At 34.0% G+C, this 14,446-nt stretch carries 17 protein-coding genes; 2 read left to right on the top strand and 15 right to left on the bottom strand.

What is annotated here, in order from left to right:
• Positions 1 to 11: 11 nt before the first annotated feature.
• From QTL86_RS05335 to QTL86_RS05305, 7 genes are all read right to left on the bottom strand, one after another.
• A complete protein-coding gene (locus QTL86_RS05335; protein ID WP_013657397.1) occupies positions 12 to 509 on the bottom strand; it encodes a complex I 24 kDa subunit family protein in 498 nt (165 codons plus the stop codon).
• A gap of 193 nt (positions 510 to 702) precedes the next feature.
• On the bottom strand, positions 703 to 1,410 hold the full coding sequence (locus QTL86_RS05330) for a PHP domain-containing protein (RefSeq protein WP_410496718.1): 708 nt from the start codon (positions 1,408 to 1,410) through the stop codon (positions 703 to 705).
• Between the two features lie 11 nt (positions 1,411 to 1,421).
• Positions 1,422 to 1,751, bottom strand: coding sequence for a DRTGG domain-containing protein (locus QTL86_RS05325; protein ID WP_041712989.1), 330 nt, complete (start codon positions 1,749 to 1,751; stop codon positions 1,422 to 1,424).
• Complete coding sequence (locus QTL86_RS05320; protein ID WP_127066860.1) at positions 1,748 to 3,100, bottom strand: [Fe-Fe] hydrogenase large subunit C-terminal domain-containing protein; 1,353 nt, start codon at positions 3,098 to 3,100, stop codon at positions 1,748 to 1,750. Before QTL86_RS05320 ends, QTL86_RS05325 begins: the two co-directional genes overlap by 4 nt.
• 2 nt (positions 3,101 to 3,102) lie before the next feature.
• The gene (locus QTL86_RS05315; RefSeq protein WP_127066861.1) at positions 3,103 to 3,516 is read right to left on the bottom strand and encodes an ATP-binding protein; all 414 of its coding nucleotides are present in this window, start codon (positions 3,514 to 3,516) and stop codon (positions 3,103 to 3,105) included.
• A 1-nt stretch (position 3,517) separates the two neighbouring features.
• Entirely contained in the window at positions 3,518 to 3,868 is a 351-nt protein-coding gene (locus QTL86_RS05310; protein ID WP_013657401.1) for a hypothetical protein, read from the bottom strand.
• A gap of 14 nt (positions 3,869 to 3,882) precedes the next feature.
• Entirely contained in the window at positions 3,883 to 5,001 is a 1,119-nt protein-coding gene (locus tag QTL86_RS05305) for a helix-turn-helix domain-containing protein (protein ID WP_410496717.1), read from the bottom strand.
• 222 nt (positions 5,002 to 5,223) lie between these two features.
• Between QTL86_RS05305 and QTL86_RS05300 the strand changes: the two genes are divergently transcribed.
• Entirely contained in the window at positions 5,224 to 5,850 is a 627-nt protein-coding gene (locus tag QTL86_RS05300) for a DUF4397 domain-containing protein (RefSeq protein ID WP_127066863.1), read from the top strand.
• A gap of 139 nt (positions 5,851 to 5,989) precedes the next feature.
• Here QTL86_RS05300 and QTL86_RS05295 read toward each other — a convergent pair whose 3' ends face one another.
• Complete coding sequence (locus QTL86_RS05295) at positions 5,990 to 6,772, bottom strand: flavin reductase family protein (RefSeq protein WP_410496716.1); 783 nt, start codon at positions 6,770 to 6,772, stop codon at positions 5,990 to 5,992.
• Between the two features lie 366 nt (positions 6,773 to 7,138).
• On the opposite strand from QTL86_RS05295, the gene QTL86_RS05290 reads away from it, so the two are divergent.
• Complete coding sequence (locus QTL86_RS05290; RefSeq protein WP_127066865.1) at positions 7,139 to 7,870, top strand: PEP-utilizing enzyme; 732 nt, start codon at positions 7,139 to 7,141, stop codon at positions 7,868 to 7,870.
• A gap of 241 nt (positions 7,871 to 8,111) precedes the next feature.
• Here the strand turns inward: QTL86_RS05290 and QTL86_RS05285 are convergent, their stop codons facing one another.
• From QTL86_RS05285 to rbfA, 7 genes are all read right to left on the bottom strand, one after another.
• Entirely contained in the window at positions 8,112 to 8,423 is a 312-nt protein-coding gene (locus QTL86_RS05285; RefSeq protein WP_013657406.1) for a hypothetical protein, read from the bottom strand.
• 85 nt (positions 8,424 to 8,508) lie between these two features.
• Positions 8,509 to 9,180, bottom strand: a complete 672-nt coding sequence (locus QTL86_RS05280; RefSeq protein WP_190283340.1) for a CPBP family intramembrane glutamic endopeptidase — start codon at positions 9,178 to 9,180, stop codon at positions 8,509 to 8,511.
• 66 nt (positions 9,181 to 9,246) lie between these two features.
• On the bottom strand, positions 9,247 to 11,364 hold the full coding sequence (locus tag QTL86_RS05275; protein ID WP_127066867.1) for a polyribonucleotide nucleotidyltransferase: 2,118 nt from the start codon (positions 11,362 to 11,364) through the stop codon (positions 9,247 to 9,249).
• A 202-nt stretch (positions 11,365 to 11,566) separates the two neighbouring features.
• Entirely contained in the window at positions 11,567 to 11,830 is a 264-nt protein-coding gene (gene rpsO, locus QTL86_RS05270; RefSeq protein ID WP_013657409.1) for a 30S ribosomal protein S15, read from the bottom strand.
• Between the two features lie 103 nt (positions 11,831 to 11,933).
• The gene (locus tag QTL86_RS05265) at positions 11,934 to 12,911 is read right to left on the bottom strand and encodes a bifunctional riboflavin kinase/FAD synthetase (RefSeq protein WP_013657410.1); all 978 of its coding nucleotides are present in this window, start codon (positions 12,909 to 12,911) and stop codon (positions 11,934 to 11,936) included.
• Positions 12,912 to 13,008: 97 nt separating this feature from the next.
• Positions 13,009 to 14,019: a tRNA pseudouridine(55) synthase TruB gene (gene truB, locus QTL86_RS05260; RefSeq protein ID WP_410496715.1), complete on the bottom strand. Its 1,011-nt coding sequence runs from the start codon at positions 14,017 to 14,019 to the stop codon at positions 13,009 to 13,011.
• Between the two features lie 64 nt (positions 14,020 to 14,083).
• A complete protein-coding gene (rbfA, locus tag QTL86_RS05255) occupies positions 14,084 to 14,440 on the bottom strand; it encodes a 30S ribosome-binding factor RbfA (RefSeq protein WP_013657412.1) in 357 nt (118 codons plus the stop codon).
• Between the last annotated feature and the right edge of the window lie 6 nt (positions 14,441 to 14,446).

Below are 14,446 nucleotides of genomic sequence, written 5' to 3'. Positions count from 1 at the left end.
AGCTTTCCTCCTTACGCTTCATCATATTCACTTAGGATTTTCTTCACTTCTTCTGCTGAGCCAATACGGCCATATACTTTTTCCCCAATAAGCACAACGGGTGCAAGACCACATGCGCCTACACATCTGAGTGCATCTAATGAGAATCTGCCATCAGCTGTTGTTTGTCCTACTTCAATACCCAATTCTTTTTTGAAAGCATCCAATACTTTATCTGCACCACGTACGTAACAAGCAGTTCCGAGGCAAACAGATATAGGGTATTTTCCTTTTGGTGTCATGGTGAAAAAGGAATAAAAACTTACTACGCCATAGACTTGTGAAACAGGAATATTGAGCTTTTCACCTACAAACATTTGAACTTCTTTAGGTAAATAGCCAAATAAACCTTGTGCCTTATGTAATACTGCAATAAGTGCCCCCTTTTTTTCAGGTAGCTCATTAATGAACTGTTCTAACTCAGCATATAAACTCTGGGTTAGCTTATTATTGCAACTTTCACATGCCATAATATATCCTCCTTATTCCATAGGTTCTATCATTTTTGTTAAAAAAATAACAAAAATGATACAAAATAGGTAATTACTTTATGAAAATACCACAAAGTATAATTAAAGTCAATCAACAAATTCTGAACTTTCAGTAATGTTGTATACTTTCAATGAATTTTATGTCAGTTTTTGTATGTTATTATCATTTTATTTAGTTATTATTATTTAATTGGTGGACCAGATGAATCAATTCATGATTTGAATTTGGTAAAACCCTTCCGTTTTCAGCAATATCTGATAAATAATGTGCATCAGACGATTGAATAATTGTGCATCTATTATACATATTTTCATATTCTTTAAAGGATGCTTTTCGTGAAATCTCCAGTATATTAAAATTTAATTCTTCTGGTACAGCTCCTAAGTTAGATAAAATGCTATAGCTATTTCGGTCAATATGCGCTGGATAAATGACACCATTTTTTCGTCTCACTTCTTTTACTATATCTGATACGGTTATTTGAGTAGCCGTTAAAAGTAACTGTTCTAATTCTCCTACAATATCATCTTCTTCATTTAATATAAGCTGTGGACCAAATAAATCTTTTCGGTTATTAATTTTAGGAAGTCCTTCATTAATCCACCGCCCTATATCCTCTGCTTCTTTTAAATTAGCAAACAAAGCAATTAAATGGAACTCTTCCATGCATTCGATTTCAATGCCCGGTATAACCAATAACCCTTTTTCTCTTCCAACCTTCATAACAGCCTCACAGTTCGCAGTTGTTTGGTGATCTGTAATCGCAATAGCTTGTAAACCTTTAAGTATACTCATATTCACGATATTATTGGGTGTCATGGTTATATCAGCACACGGAGAAACGGCAGTATGAATATGAAAATCATATATCAGTGACATACTGACCTCCTTTACAATAGCTTTGCAATTTGATTGGCTAATGTAAAGCTATTACTTTCTGAGGTAAATACAGGTATTTTTTCTTGGTTTGCTCTTAACTTTACAGCTTCATCAATCTCTACACCCTCTGCCAAAATAATAGCTGATATACCTACCATAACAGCTACTGCTAGCGTATTCATATGTCCTTGTACAGTAATCCATACATCATCTTCTTTCGCATGTGCAATAACAAAACTTAATAAATCCCCTGTATAGCCATCTTTTACTTCACGTGATAAGCCACTTTCTCCTGCTACTAATTTTAAATTTAAAGCTGCTTTGAGTTCTCCTACTGTCATTTGATCTCCTCCTTTTTTCTTTTTCCTTTTTCTGTTGGAACATTTATTTGTGTTAATGCATGCATTTGATTAGATAAATCTTTAATCTTTTCTCTTAGCATAAAGACACATTCTTCAATCTTTGCTTTTTGTTTAATAACATCTTCTGCAAAACATCTACAAGTAGGTGCCCCACAAGCTCCACAATCTATTTGTGGCAAACGGCTATAGAGTTCTTCTATCCCTTCCATCTTTGCAATTGCTTTCTCCATATCACTGTCTAGTGTAAAAACCGGCCTTGGTGTAATACTTTTTTCAAAATAACAAGCTTCTTCTTTCAATGCTTTCCAAACATCTGAGTGTTTTACAATTTGCTCCGTACTTTCCTCATCGATCCATTTTTTAAGTGTATTACAGCTTACAAATGCATTTTCAACGGTTAAAACACCACCTAAACATCCACCTGTACATCCAAGAGCTTCAATATAGCTTACATTCGTTAAAGTGCCATCTTCTACCTTTTCTAAAATCTCAATCACATTTTCCATACCATCTACAGAAACATGACTTTTTATACGATGTTGATCTAGGCTTCCTGTTCTCATGGCCCACATGAGGCCAATATAACTACTTTTGCGATGTAGATTTTTGCCTTCAAAATGTTTTAAATTAGGCTTAATTTTTTTATATAGTGCTTGCATAGATAAAACACCATCTACATAAGACCTAGAAAATCCTTTTGGACGATGAATTTCAGTTGCTTTAGCTGGACAAGGTGAAATAAAAAACACACCTACTTGCTCCTCTTCAATACCTCTTTCTGCATATTGTTTCTTCACATAACGCGCTGCTAACTCCATAGGTGACATAAGCGGTAACAAATGGGGTAATAACGATGGAAAGCGTCTTTGAATCAATCTTACAATAGCCGGACAAGATGATGAAATGACTGGTAAGTGTGTTGCCTTTTCTAGATAATCATATGTTCTTTGTGTAATCATTTCTGCTGCAAAAGCTACTTCAAAACAATCTGTGAAACCTATGCGATAAAGTGCTTCTAATATCTCATTAATATCTTTTGCTGCTGGAAACTGAGCATATAAAGAAGGTGCGGGGAGAGCTACTCGATAAGTATACTTATCAAGCAGCTCCCATTCATCCATGACTGCTTTTTTAGCACCATTTCTACAAATTCTTATACAATTACCACAGTCAATACAACGCTCTTCTATGATTTCAGCTTTTGAGCCCCTCACCCTAATAGCCTCCGTTGGACAGCGCTTAATGCAATCTGTACAACCAATGCATTTCTCTTTTTCTATTGTTACTGAATGGGTATACATAAGCGCTTTTCCTCCTTTCTCATTCATTATTACTTTAAAAAGACTTTAATGGTTACAGTTGTTCCTACTCCTACTTTAGATTCGATATGCAAGTCATCACTGTATTTCTTCATATTCGGAAGCCCCATCCCTGCACCAAATCCTAATTCTCTTATTTGATGCGACGCAGTTGAATAGCCTGCTTGCATGGCCTTATCAATATCCGGTATACCTGGGCCTACATCTTTCAAACTAACAGCAACATAATCAGCACAAACCTCTGCCTCTATATCACCTCCATTAGCATGAATCACCATATTCATTTCTGCTTCATACATAGCAATTGCAATTTTTCTAATAATAGCTGCATCCATTCCCAGTTGTTTTAAGGTTCGTTTGAGTGACGCTGAAGCCTCTCCTGCTCTTAAAAAATCTTCCCCATCTACCTGGTAATGTAATTTCATACTATGCGTCTCCTTTACCCGTTAAACCAGCTTCATATAATTTACCACAAGCCATATAAAGTGGTTCTTCTGTTGAAAAAATAGTCATCCCCTTTTCCTCGGCTAATGCAATCATATCTTCACTAGGTGATTTACCTCTTACAAAAACAATTGCTTTAATATCTAGCATTTCAGCTGTACGAATCACTTGTAAATTAACAAGTCCGGTTAATAATAAAACCTTTTCTTTTGCAAAAGCTAAAACATCACTCATCAGATCACAACCACAAGCTGTATAAACTTCACTGGAAAGTTGTTCTTCTCCAATCCACAATTTTGCATTTAATATGCGTTTTACTTCTTCTAATTGCATAATAGTTCCCCCTTTTAATAAACTGCTGTTCCTGGTAAAGTTACTTCAAAAACACCTTCTAAACGTTTGGATTCGATTTTAATCCCTCCAGCCGCTTTAAAAAGCTCCTTGGTTTTCTCAAGTCCTATGCCAAGATGAAAGTTATCTTGTCTTTGACTCATAATAAGTAGCCTTGAATAAAGCCAAGGATTAACACGCCAACGTTGCTGTCTTCCTTCATAAACTTCATGACTCATTGGGTTTGTTACTCTAACATAGTCTTTATTAATAACAACCTGAATATATTGTGCATTATTCCAATAATTTCTATGTATAATCGCATTTGTAAGTACTTCTACTAAACCAGATATCGGATAAGCTTCAGGTAAAAGCTTACTTACCTGTTCTCGAAATGTTTTTAGCATCTCTAAAATGTTACCATCTATTCCTATTATTTGATTATTACAACTCACTTCTACAATGGCTTGTGGTATAAAATCTTGTGGATGCTTTCCAAATAACAATAGGCCACCATAGGTAGGATAATAAGCTTCCCTTTCATAATCCGTTGCAATAATACCTAATGAACTAAGTAATAAAAGCTGCTCAGGATTATTATCCGAAGGGTTACCCCATTTCATACATAAAGCTTTTTCATCTAAATCCTTTAAACTACTTCCTCTACAAGGTACATTTTCAAAACTTAACATGCCATATTGTTGCAGCATATTAGCCACTTCATGCCTTCCAGCTTTATCTGTTGTAGACCCCCTCCTTATATAAAAAGCACCTGTTTGAAGCATTTGATGAGGTACTTGCATACTTTTAAAAATGGTAACAACCCCCAGCACCTTACCTTCAACTTCTATCGTATCAAATCGTACAGGAACAGGTGGTGTTGCCCTATTAGCAATTACTTGTTGAATACGTTCTTCAATATGCTCAGGAATAGCTTCTAATCCTATTATTTGTCTTGTGGAATCTTCTACCCCAAATACAATATAGCCTCTACCACCTGGTGTATTTGCTATAGCAATTACATCTTTTACAAACTCTTTTTTTTCTGAATCTAATTCTAAACTTAATTTCAATTTAAAATCTAATTTAAATCCCTCATCATTTTTTAAAAGCTGCATCAGTTTCTGTTTGTTCATCTATAACCTCCCTGAAGATTCCATGTAATGATATCTCTATTTTATAATATATTTGTTAATATGAACATCATTTTCTAATTATTTCTAAAATAATTAGTTATTTTCTCTAATTCACATGATTTTTCTATCACAAATTAACGTATACACCTTCTACTAGGTAAATAACATGATTTTTAACGCTTTACATATACTATAATAGAATATGAATAATGAGGCACTGTTATGAAAAAGAAAATGGACACCTCTGAGGCTTTTTTACGTTGTTTTCATGCCTTTCCAAGTCCAATGAGTCTGGATGTTTATTTAGACGATGTACTTTATATAAAAGACTTGCTTTATGAAGACTTTAGTTATTATGAACCTCTTACAAGAGGAGAACACCAGATCTACATTACTGTACATGAGCAAACTGATATTTTATGCACACGTTCTATTTGGATAAGTAATGAAAAAATTTATACCCTTATTATTACCACTGATTTTAAAACATCAGGTCCTGGTCTTTATTTGATTAACGATGCTAAGCGTCCCATTCCTGAAGGACATTGTTTATTACGTCTAGGTACTTTTTGTGATTTATCAGACTTAGTCAATGTTCAATTTTCTGAACAAACTCCGACTTTTAAAAAGATTTCTCCCCATCAAAGCTCCCATTATCTTTCTTTTACTCCTAGTACCTATAGCATAACTGCTTTGTCTCATAATCAAACTCATTCTTTCTGTGAATTAAAAAATTGCTCTTTAAAAGTTGCTCGCATTTATACACTTTATCTAATTGGAAATGCTTCAGAAACTTATCCTATACACTTTTTATTATCTATTGATGGCAGTTCTTTTTTATCTTTTTAATAAGGAAATTAAGTACATCTCAAACAAAGAAATAGGAGTGAATAAATTTCGTATTTATTCACTCCTATTTCTTTGTTTTTATTATTCTGCCTCTGTTCATAAACGAATAGAGAACGCCTTATCATCAACTTCTACTATCCTAGTTTTTCTTTTTCTGACGAGTAACAGTCTTTTTTGAGAAAGTATTCTTTAAGGTTTCAACTTTTTTCGTATTACTCTCCGCCTTATACTTTTTCTTAGCTTTTTGCTGGCTTTTATTTCTGTTTTTATGATTATCAGTTGATTCATCCTTTATTTTATTAGCTTGGAAACTTTTAGATCCTTTTTGTATTTTAATATCCTTCTTTTTCGTCTTACAAATAGAATAACCAAAGCTTCCTAATTCTTCACCTAAGCTTAAATAGCTTCCATGAGAATAAGCAATTAAATCTGTTGCATTTAAATGAAATTTTCCCTTTTCATCTAAATATTTTTCATCAATATAAACATTCATCACATCTGCAATGAACATATGATGCGAACCCAATTCTCTGATTTCTTTTGTTTTACAAACAATGCTTACAGGACTTTCCCCTATCATGGGGCAACCTGTGTCCTCATCTCTTATTACCGTCAGGTCCATAGCTTGAAATTTATCTATGTCTCTTCCACTTTTTACACCACAAAAATCTGTAGCTCGCACAAGGCTTTTAGTGGTAAGGTTAATGACAAAATACCCACTTGTTTTAATAAGATCATAGGAAAAGCGAGACGGCCTTAAAGAAATATAGGTCATAGGAGGATTAGTACAAATGGTACCTGTCCAACCTACAGTTACAATATTAGCTCTTTCACTATCCCCGCAGCTTACCATGGCAGCTGGAATCGGATAAACCATATTTCCCGCTTTCCACTTGGTTTTTTGAATTTTATTCTTCTTCATCTATTGGTAGTCAATCCTTTCAAGTTCATTAGTCAATATTTCTTACTATAACAGTAATGGATAACGTTTTCAAGTCTATTAGATAATAGTAATGGATAAAAGTAATAAGTATTAGTAGTAAATCGCTAGTTAATTATGTAATAAAAGCTAAAGTCACCTTACAACAATTACAGAGAAGATAATCACTGGTTTGATTTTTTCTTAACTAAACATAGTATTGTTTATTTTATATCATTGTGCTACTATCTAATAAATATAACAACGGAAGGATGATGCAGATGAGTGCTTCAATGATTATTCTTATACAACCAACTACACAGAGGGGGCTAGCTAGACGGTAACCCTCTTATTAACCAGGAGGATTGAATGAATACTGTACGAAAACTTTTACAAACTAATAGCCAAGAAATCAAAGAAAAATTAGACCAAGCTTATACAAGCATAGCATTTTTTCAAAATAATAGAGCGTTAGAAGATGCTAAAGCTAAAATGACTCAACATATAATTGAGGTAACTATTCTATTAGATCAGTTCAAACCCTATATTCCAGAGTATAAGCAACGATATTTTGATATCGTAATGAACCATAAACAACTAGGTTTATCTACAAGAGATTTAATTATGTCTTTTGATCGAATGGTTTTCGAATTACACACAAGACTTGAAAAAAATCTTTCTAATCATCAAGAGTTGCAAGCTTGGAGTCCTCTAATGAGAGAAATCCTAGATGGCAGAAGACAGATTACAGGAAATAGTATTAAACACGAATCTGATGCTAGCCAATTTGTCACATCTGGTCTTAGTGTTGTAAGCGGATGTGTTAAAGCACACGTTGCTATTATAGAAGATATGGAAGACTTAAAAAACATTTACTCAGGATGTATTATTGCCTCAAGAATGACCACACCAGATTTTATGATCGCTATTCATAAGATATCTGGCATCATTACCGAGCAAGGTGGTAGGCTCTGTCATGCAGCTATTTTGGCAAGGGAATATAACATTCCATGCATTGTTGGCTGTGGTACCTTTATCAATCAATTAACGGAAAATGAAGTCCTTATTTTAGATGCAGACAATGGAATAGTACTTAGATGATAAAAAGGAGTTCTCTTAAGGGGAAGATACCATCTTGTCAGAAAATAACCTAGAAGCTGATAAGATTTATGAAACTCTGTGATTCATTTTGTAATGAAAAAAGTGAATTACGTTAAAATATCATTTATAATGAGATACTCAAAATTAAACCATCACTTCAAGTGATGGTTTAATTTTGTCCCTTCCAAAGCGTAATGCTCAGAATATCTGATTGTCTTTCCTTTATAACTAGATACTAGATCTATAACAACTGATTGATACACTCTAATATCTCAAATTCTAATACACTATTAAACTCTTCTTCTTTCAATTGTTGAAGCTTATTTTGCACCTCAAATAGACCTATAAATAATTGCCATTGTTCCTGACCTTTTTGATATTGTTCTATCACTTGCTTCTTTTCTAGTTTAGCTTGTGAAAGGCTAATGGCTTTTGCTGCATATTGCTGATATAGGCCTCGTGAAGAAATATAGTAACACTGCTCATGCATAGCTAACCCATTAGGCATGGGTGCATTTTCTTTTGCTAACCGGTCTAATTCTTTAATATCCATTTTCACCTTCCCCCTCTTTTAGAAAAATAATACTTGTTTCTCCTTGTATATTATAACCAATCTTCAACTGAATAACATTTATCTCCTATAAAATACGACCCACAAAACTACCCACATACCAACCAATGAAATTAATAACCATATGCATGATAAAAGTAGACAAGAAATTTTCTTCCTTTTCTGTTACTATTCCGAACACTAGTCCCATAAAAGTACTATATATCTTTTGTAAACCTAATTGATGTAAGCTTCCAAACAAAATAGCTTGAATAACAATAGCAAAAGTTGCTCCAAATCCTTCTTTTAAGTAAGCTTGCATTTTCCCTCTAAATAAATACTCTTCTAAAAAGGGTGCCATGATGACTAAAACAATAAATCTTAAAATAATCTCATTCTTACTAAAAAGTTCACTAATTGCTTCATATTCTGGAAAAAAGGGAATGAGTACTTGTGTTACAATAATACACATGAGCCAAGCTCCTAATCCCATTATAACATAACGTAGGATTAATTTAATATGAATCTCTTGTTTCTCTTGCTTAATAACCGGCTGATTTGCCGTAAAAATAACAAGCCCTATGAAACAAAGGATCTGACTTGCTAAACTAATAGCATATCTATGCTCTGTTATAACCATCTGATAATTTGCTGGATTTCCAGTAAATAGTTCTACTCCTATGCTTACCATTGTAGAAGCAAGCATAAACCATCCGACTAATAAAATGGCCTTAAATAAAGCTGATACTTGAGACTTCATAGTTTCCTCCATTTATTGATAATAATCTCTAAAAAATAAAAGGGAGGTTTCCCTCCCTTTTATTTTTTATTCTTTTTCCTTTTCTGGCTTTGGAAGAAGTACCTTGTGAGATAAATTAATACGACCCTGTTTATCGATTTCGATTACCTTTACTTTAATAGAATCACCAACAGCTACTACATCTTCTACTTTTGCTACACGTTCATGAGCTAATTGAGAAATATGAACAAGTCCTTCTTTACCTGGCACTAATTCTACAAAAGCACCAAAATTCATGAGACGCATAACCTTACCATCAAATTCTTGCCCTTCTTCGATTGGCTTAGCAATACCTTCGATCATTTGAATTGCTTTTTGTGCTTTATCAGCATCTGAACCACAAATAAAGACACGTCCATCGTCTTCAATATCAATCTTAACGCCTGTTTCTTCAATAATACGATTAATCATTTTACCTTTTGGTCCAATTACTTCACTAATCTTTTCTGGATCAATAGTGATTTGTGTAATAACTGGTGCATAAGGAGATAAATGATCTCTTACTGCTGGAATTGCTTTTAACATGATTTCATCTAAAATATAAAATCTTGCTTTTTTTGTATTTTCTAAGGCACCTTTAATAATTTCAGGTGTAAGACCTTTGATCTTCATATCCATTTGAATAGCTGTAATCCCTTTGTGTGTACCACCTACTTTAAAGTCCATGTCTCCAAAGAAATCTTCTAATCCTTGAATGTCTGTAAGAAGTACGAAATCATCAGCTGTTTCTCCTGTTACAAGTCCTACTGAAATACCAGCAACTGGTGCTTTAATAGGTACACCTGCAGCCATTAATGATAAAGTTGAACCGCAGATACTTGCTTGTGAAGTTGATCCATTTGAGCTAAGTACTTCTGATACAGTACGAATAGCATATGGGAATTCTTGTTCAGTTGGTAATACAGGCACTAATGCACGTTCTGCTAAAGCACCATGTCCAATTTCACGACGTCCTGGAGCACGTGGTGCTCTTGCTTCTCCTACTGAATAAGGTGGGAAGTTATAGTGATGCATGTAACGTTTAGAAATTTCTAATTCATCTAATCCATCTAAAGTCTGCATTTCAGATAAAGTTGCTAAAGTTGTTACAGTAAGCACTTGTGTTTGGCCTCTAGTGAATAAACCTGTACCATGAACACGTGGCACTAAATCTACCTCTGCTGCAAGTGGTCTGATTTCATCTAATGCACGACCATCTGGACGCTTTGACTCTTTTAAAATCATACGTCTAACTGTTTTCTTTTCAAATTGGTAGAAAGCTTCTTCTAGATAAACTAAATCCTCTTCTTTACCAGCTTCAGTTAAAGCTGCAATAACCTTCTCTTTTAATGCCTTCAGTTGTACTTCTCTTACTTGTTTATCATCAGTGAAAACTGCTTCTTCCATTTGTTTATCGCCAATATGAGAAACTATTTCATTATAAATCTCAGCTGGTACACCAAATTTAATATAATCCTCATTTTTAGCTTTTCCACAGTCTTCCTTAATCGCTTCAATAAACTGAACTACCTGTTGATTAAACTCATGGCCCTTCATAATGGCATCAAACATTATATCTTCAGGTACTTCATTGGCACCTGCTTCAATCATCATGACTTTATCTTTAGTTGAAGAAACCGTAAGAGCTAAGTCTGATTTTTGGCGTTCTTCTTGATTTGGGTTAAATACAAGATTACCATCTACCAATCCCACTTGTACAGAACCTACTGGACCTGCAAAAGGAATATCAGATATATCTACTACTAAAGATGCTGCAATCATAGCTGTTACTTCTGGACTACAGTCTTGATCTACAGATAGTACAGTTGTTGTAATCACAACATCATTACGATAATCTTTAGGAAATAATGGACGCATTGGTCTATCAATAACTCTTGATGTTAAAATAGCTTTTTCTGAAGGTCTAGACTCACGTTTAATATAACCACCTGGTAATCTACCTACAGAATAGAATTTTTCTTCATAGTTAACACTTAAAGGGAAGAAATCAATGCCCTCTTTAGGTGCATCTGCTGCAACAACTGTTGCTAAAATCATCGTGTCACCATATCTTACTGTTGCTGAACCATTCGCAAGGCCTGCTACTTTTCCAATTTCTACTGAAAGTTCTCTTCCAGCTAATTGGGTTGAATATTTTTTTACCATTTGTATTGCTCCTCTCCAAATATGATTTCATTTGTTACATTTTAAAACTCATCAAATTAAGAAGAGAAAGCAATGTTGCGCAATCTTATAAGCCGTCTCTCATGAAACAGATTATAACATTGCACAAAATACATCATTCCTCTTCTTAACCATTTTATTCCTTAAATGTTAAAAAAGGGCGGAATAATCCGCCCACTTTTTATTATTTTCTAATTCCAAGATCAGCGATGATTGAACGGTATCTTTCGATATCTGTTTTAATAAGGTAGTCAAGAAGACCTCTTCTTTTACCAACCATCATTAATAATCCACGACGAGAGTGGTGATCTTTTTGATGAGTTCTTAAGTGATCTGTTAAGTGATTGATTCTCTCTGTTAATAAAGCAATTTGTACTTCTGGAGAACCAGTATCATTTGTACCTCTAGCATATTTTGCCATAATTTCTTGTTTACGTTCTTTAGTCATTTGATTGACCTCCTAATAAATTTAATTTATGCCGTTTACCAAGAATGGGTCGGAGCGTCCCAACTCTGAGTAAAGGTATATAACCTTGAATAGTATAGCATATCTACTTGTCATTTGCAAATAAGTTTATTGGATTTGCGAAAAATTCTTGGACATGCCATTTATCTTGCTGAATTTGTGCTTTTAAAGCGTTGATATCTTTAAACTTTTGTTCGGGACGAACATAGTGATAAAAATAAACTTCTACAGCTTCACCATAAATATCTGCATCATAATTAAAAATATGTGTTTCTATCATTTTTCTTTGACCCGATACAGTCGGGTTAACCCCTATATTAGTCATGCCCCTATAAGTCTTACTATATACCCTTACAACAGTAGCATAAACACCATTAGGTGGATACACACGATCTGGGTCAGCAATGAGATTAATCGTAGGAAATCCTATTGTACGTCCTAGTTGTTTTCCTTGCACCACATTGCCTACTATCATATATGGATGTCCTAACATCTCATTGGCCTTTTCTATATTCCCTTCTAAAATAAGTTTTCTTATAGAAGAACTTGATATCATACTGCCACCTATCTTTACTGCATCTACAATGCATACCTCTATATTATATTTTTCTCCTAATTGCCTTAAATACTTAGGATTACCTGTTTTCCCTTTGCCAAAATAATAATTACTACCTACTACAAGTATCTTTGCTTTCAGTCTTTTCATTAATATATCTACAAAGAAGGTCTCTGGAGAAATAGCCGCAAAAGTTCTCGTGAAAGGATACTCTATTAGTTCGTCTATTCCCATTTCACCAATTACCTGTTTTTTATCTCGCCTAGACATTATAAGTGCTTTTCGATTATCTCCAATCACCCATGTTGGGTGTGGGTAAAACGAAAACACGACTGTTCTTAGTCCATTTGCTTTAGCTCGGTCCTTCGCAACCTGAAATAATCTTTGATGCCCTTTATGTACACCATCGAAATTCCCTAAAACTACTACACAGTCCTCCTGTCTCATAATATCAGCAGTTCCATAAATATACTGCATCCCTACACCTCTTATCATGATTTGATTCATTTACTCCCTATAACTATACCATGATTTTTACGTTCATCAAAGGGGTAAGTTGAACAAAACACCCCCTGCATGTTGTACATGTATGAGGGTGCTTCATTTATGCATTATAAAACATTCTTTCTACTTTAAAACACGATTTATCCAAATCCCATTTATAAAGAGCTACAAATCGATTAGAAGTATCTGCTACACGTATTAAAGTAGTCATAAAACTATCATTAAAATTCTCTATATCTCTTTTTCTTAGAGCATTACCGTTAAATAAAAGTTTCTCACTCATTTTAGTAATATGAGCTACAGGATACATTGCAAACAACTCTTCAATGCCTACTATATAATGTTCTAGATTATCTTTATATGCTTCAAGTTGTTCTAAAGTAATACTGTCTTCTAATTTAAATTGGCCTACTTGTATTCTAAGTAATGTACCCATATGCGCACCGCAGCCTAATTGACGTCCAATATCGGTACACAAAGTGCGTATATAAGTACCTTTTGAGCAGCTCACTCTTATCTTGAAGCGTTTCTCATCTATCCACTCAATAATATCGCATCCATAGATTGTTACTTCTCTACTCGGTCTTTCAACAACTATTCCTTTTCTAGCAAGCTCATAAAGTCGTACACCATTTACTTTAATCGCAGAATACATAGGTGGTGTCTGTATATAGCTACCTATAAACGAATTCACTACTTCCGTAATCATTTCCTTAGTAGCTGTCACTTCTTTGTGTTCTAACACTTCTCCAGAGGCATCTTCTGTGGTTGTTGTCGTTCCCAAAACAACTTCTGCTTCATAACATTTATTGGCATCAGAAAGATAAGGAACAACTTTGGTAGCCATACCTATACACAATGGTAACACGCCTTCTGCATCTGGATCTAATGTTCCTGTATGACCAATCTTTCTTTCTCTTAAAATACCTCTAGCTTTAGCTACTACATCATGAGAAGTAAAACCTTTTTTCTTATAAATATTAATTATTCCATTTAGCATTCTTATTCCTACTTTCTCACTTTCTATCATGTAAAGCCTTTCGTATTCAGCTGTAATATGCCCATGAAGAAGGCCACATAAAGTGGCCATTTCTACACTAATAACTATCATTACCTTATCTCAATCATTAGAATACTTACTCTTTTAGTAACTATAGTTTCTTAACTTTATTTTATTATTTGTTGTTATCTTTCATAACATCTGCAATCATCTTTGACATTTGCATGCCACGTTCGATAGATTCATCTAATCTAAATAAAAGTTCAGGAGTATTTCTTAAATTAATACGTCTAGCAATTTCTTTACGTATATAACCTTGTGCTTTTGTTAAAGCAGCTAATGCTGCCTCTTTTTTATTATCTTGAAGTACACTAATGAAAACTTTTGCAGTCTTTAAATCATTTGTTGTTTCTACTGCAATAACACTAATCATTGCATCTTGAACTCCTGGATCTTTAATATCGCTACGAACTATTTCTGCAATTTCTCTACGCATTTCTTCATTTATTCTAGTTAATCTTTGACTAGCCATTTTATC

Source organism: Cellulosilyticum sp. ST5, assembly GCF_046529625.1.
Taxonomy (GTDB): Bacteria; Bacillota; Clostridia; order Lachnospirales; family Cellulosilyticaceae; genus Cellulosilyticum; species Cellulosilyticum lentocellum.
Note: the sequence above shows the minus strand (reverse complement) of the source record. Positions and strands in the feature narration are given on the sequence as shown.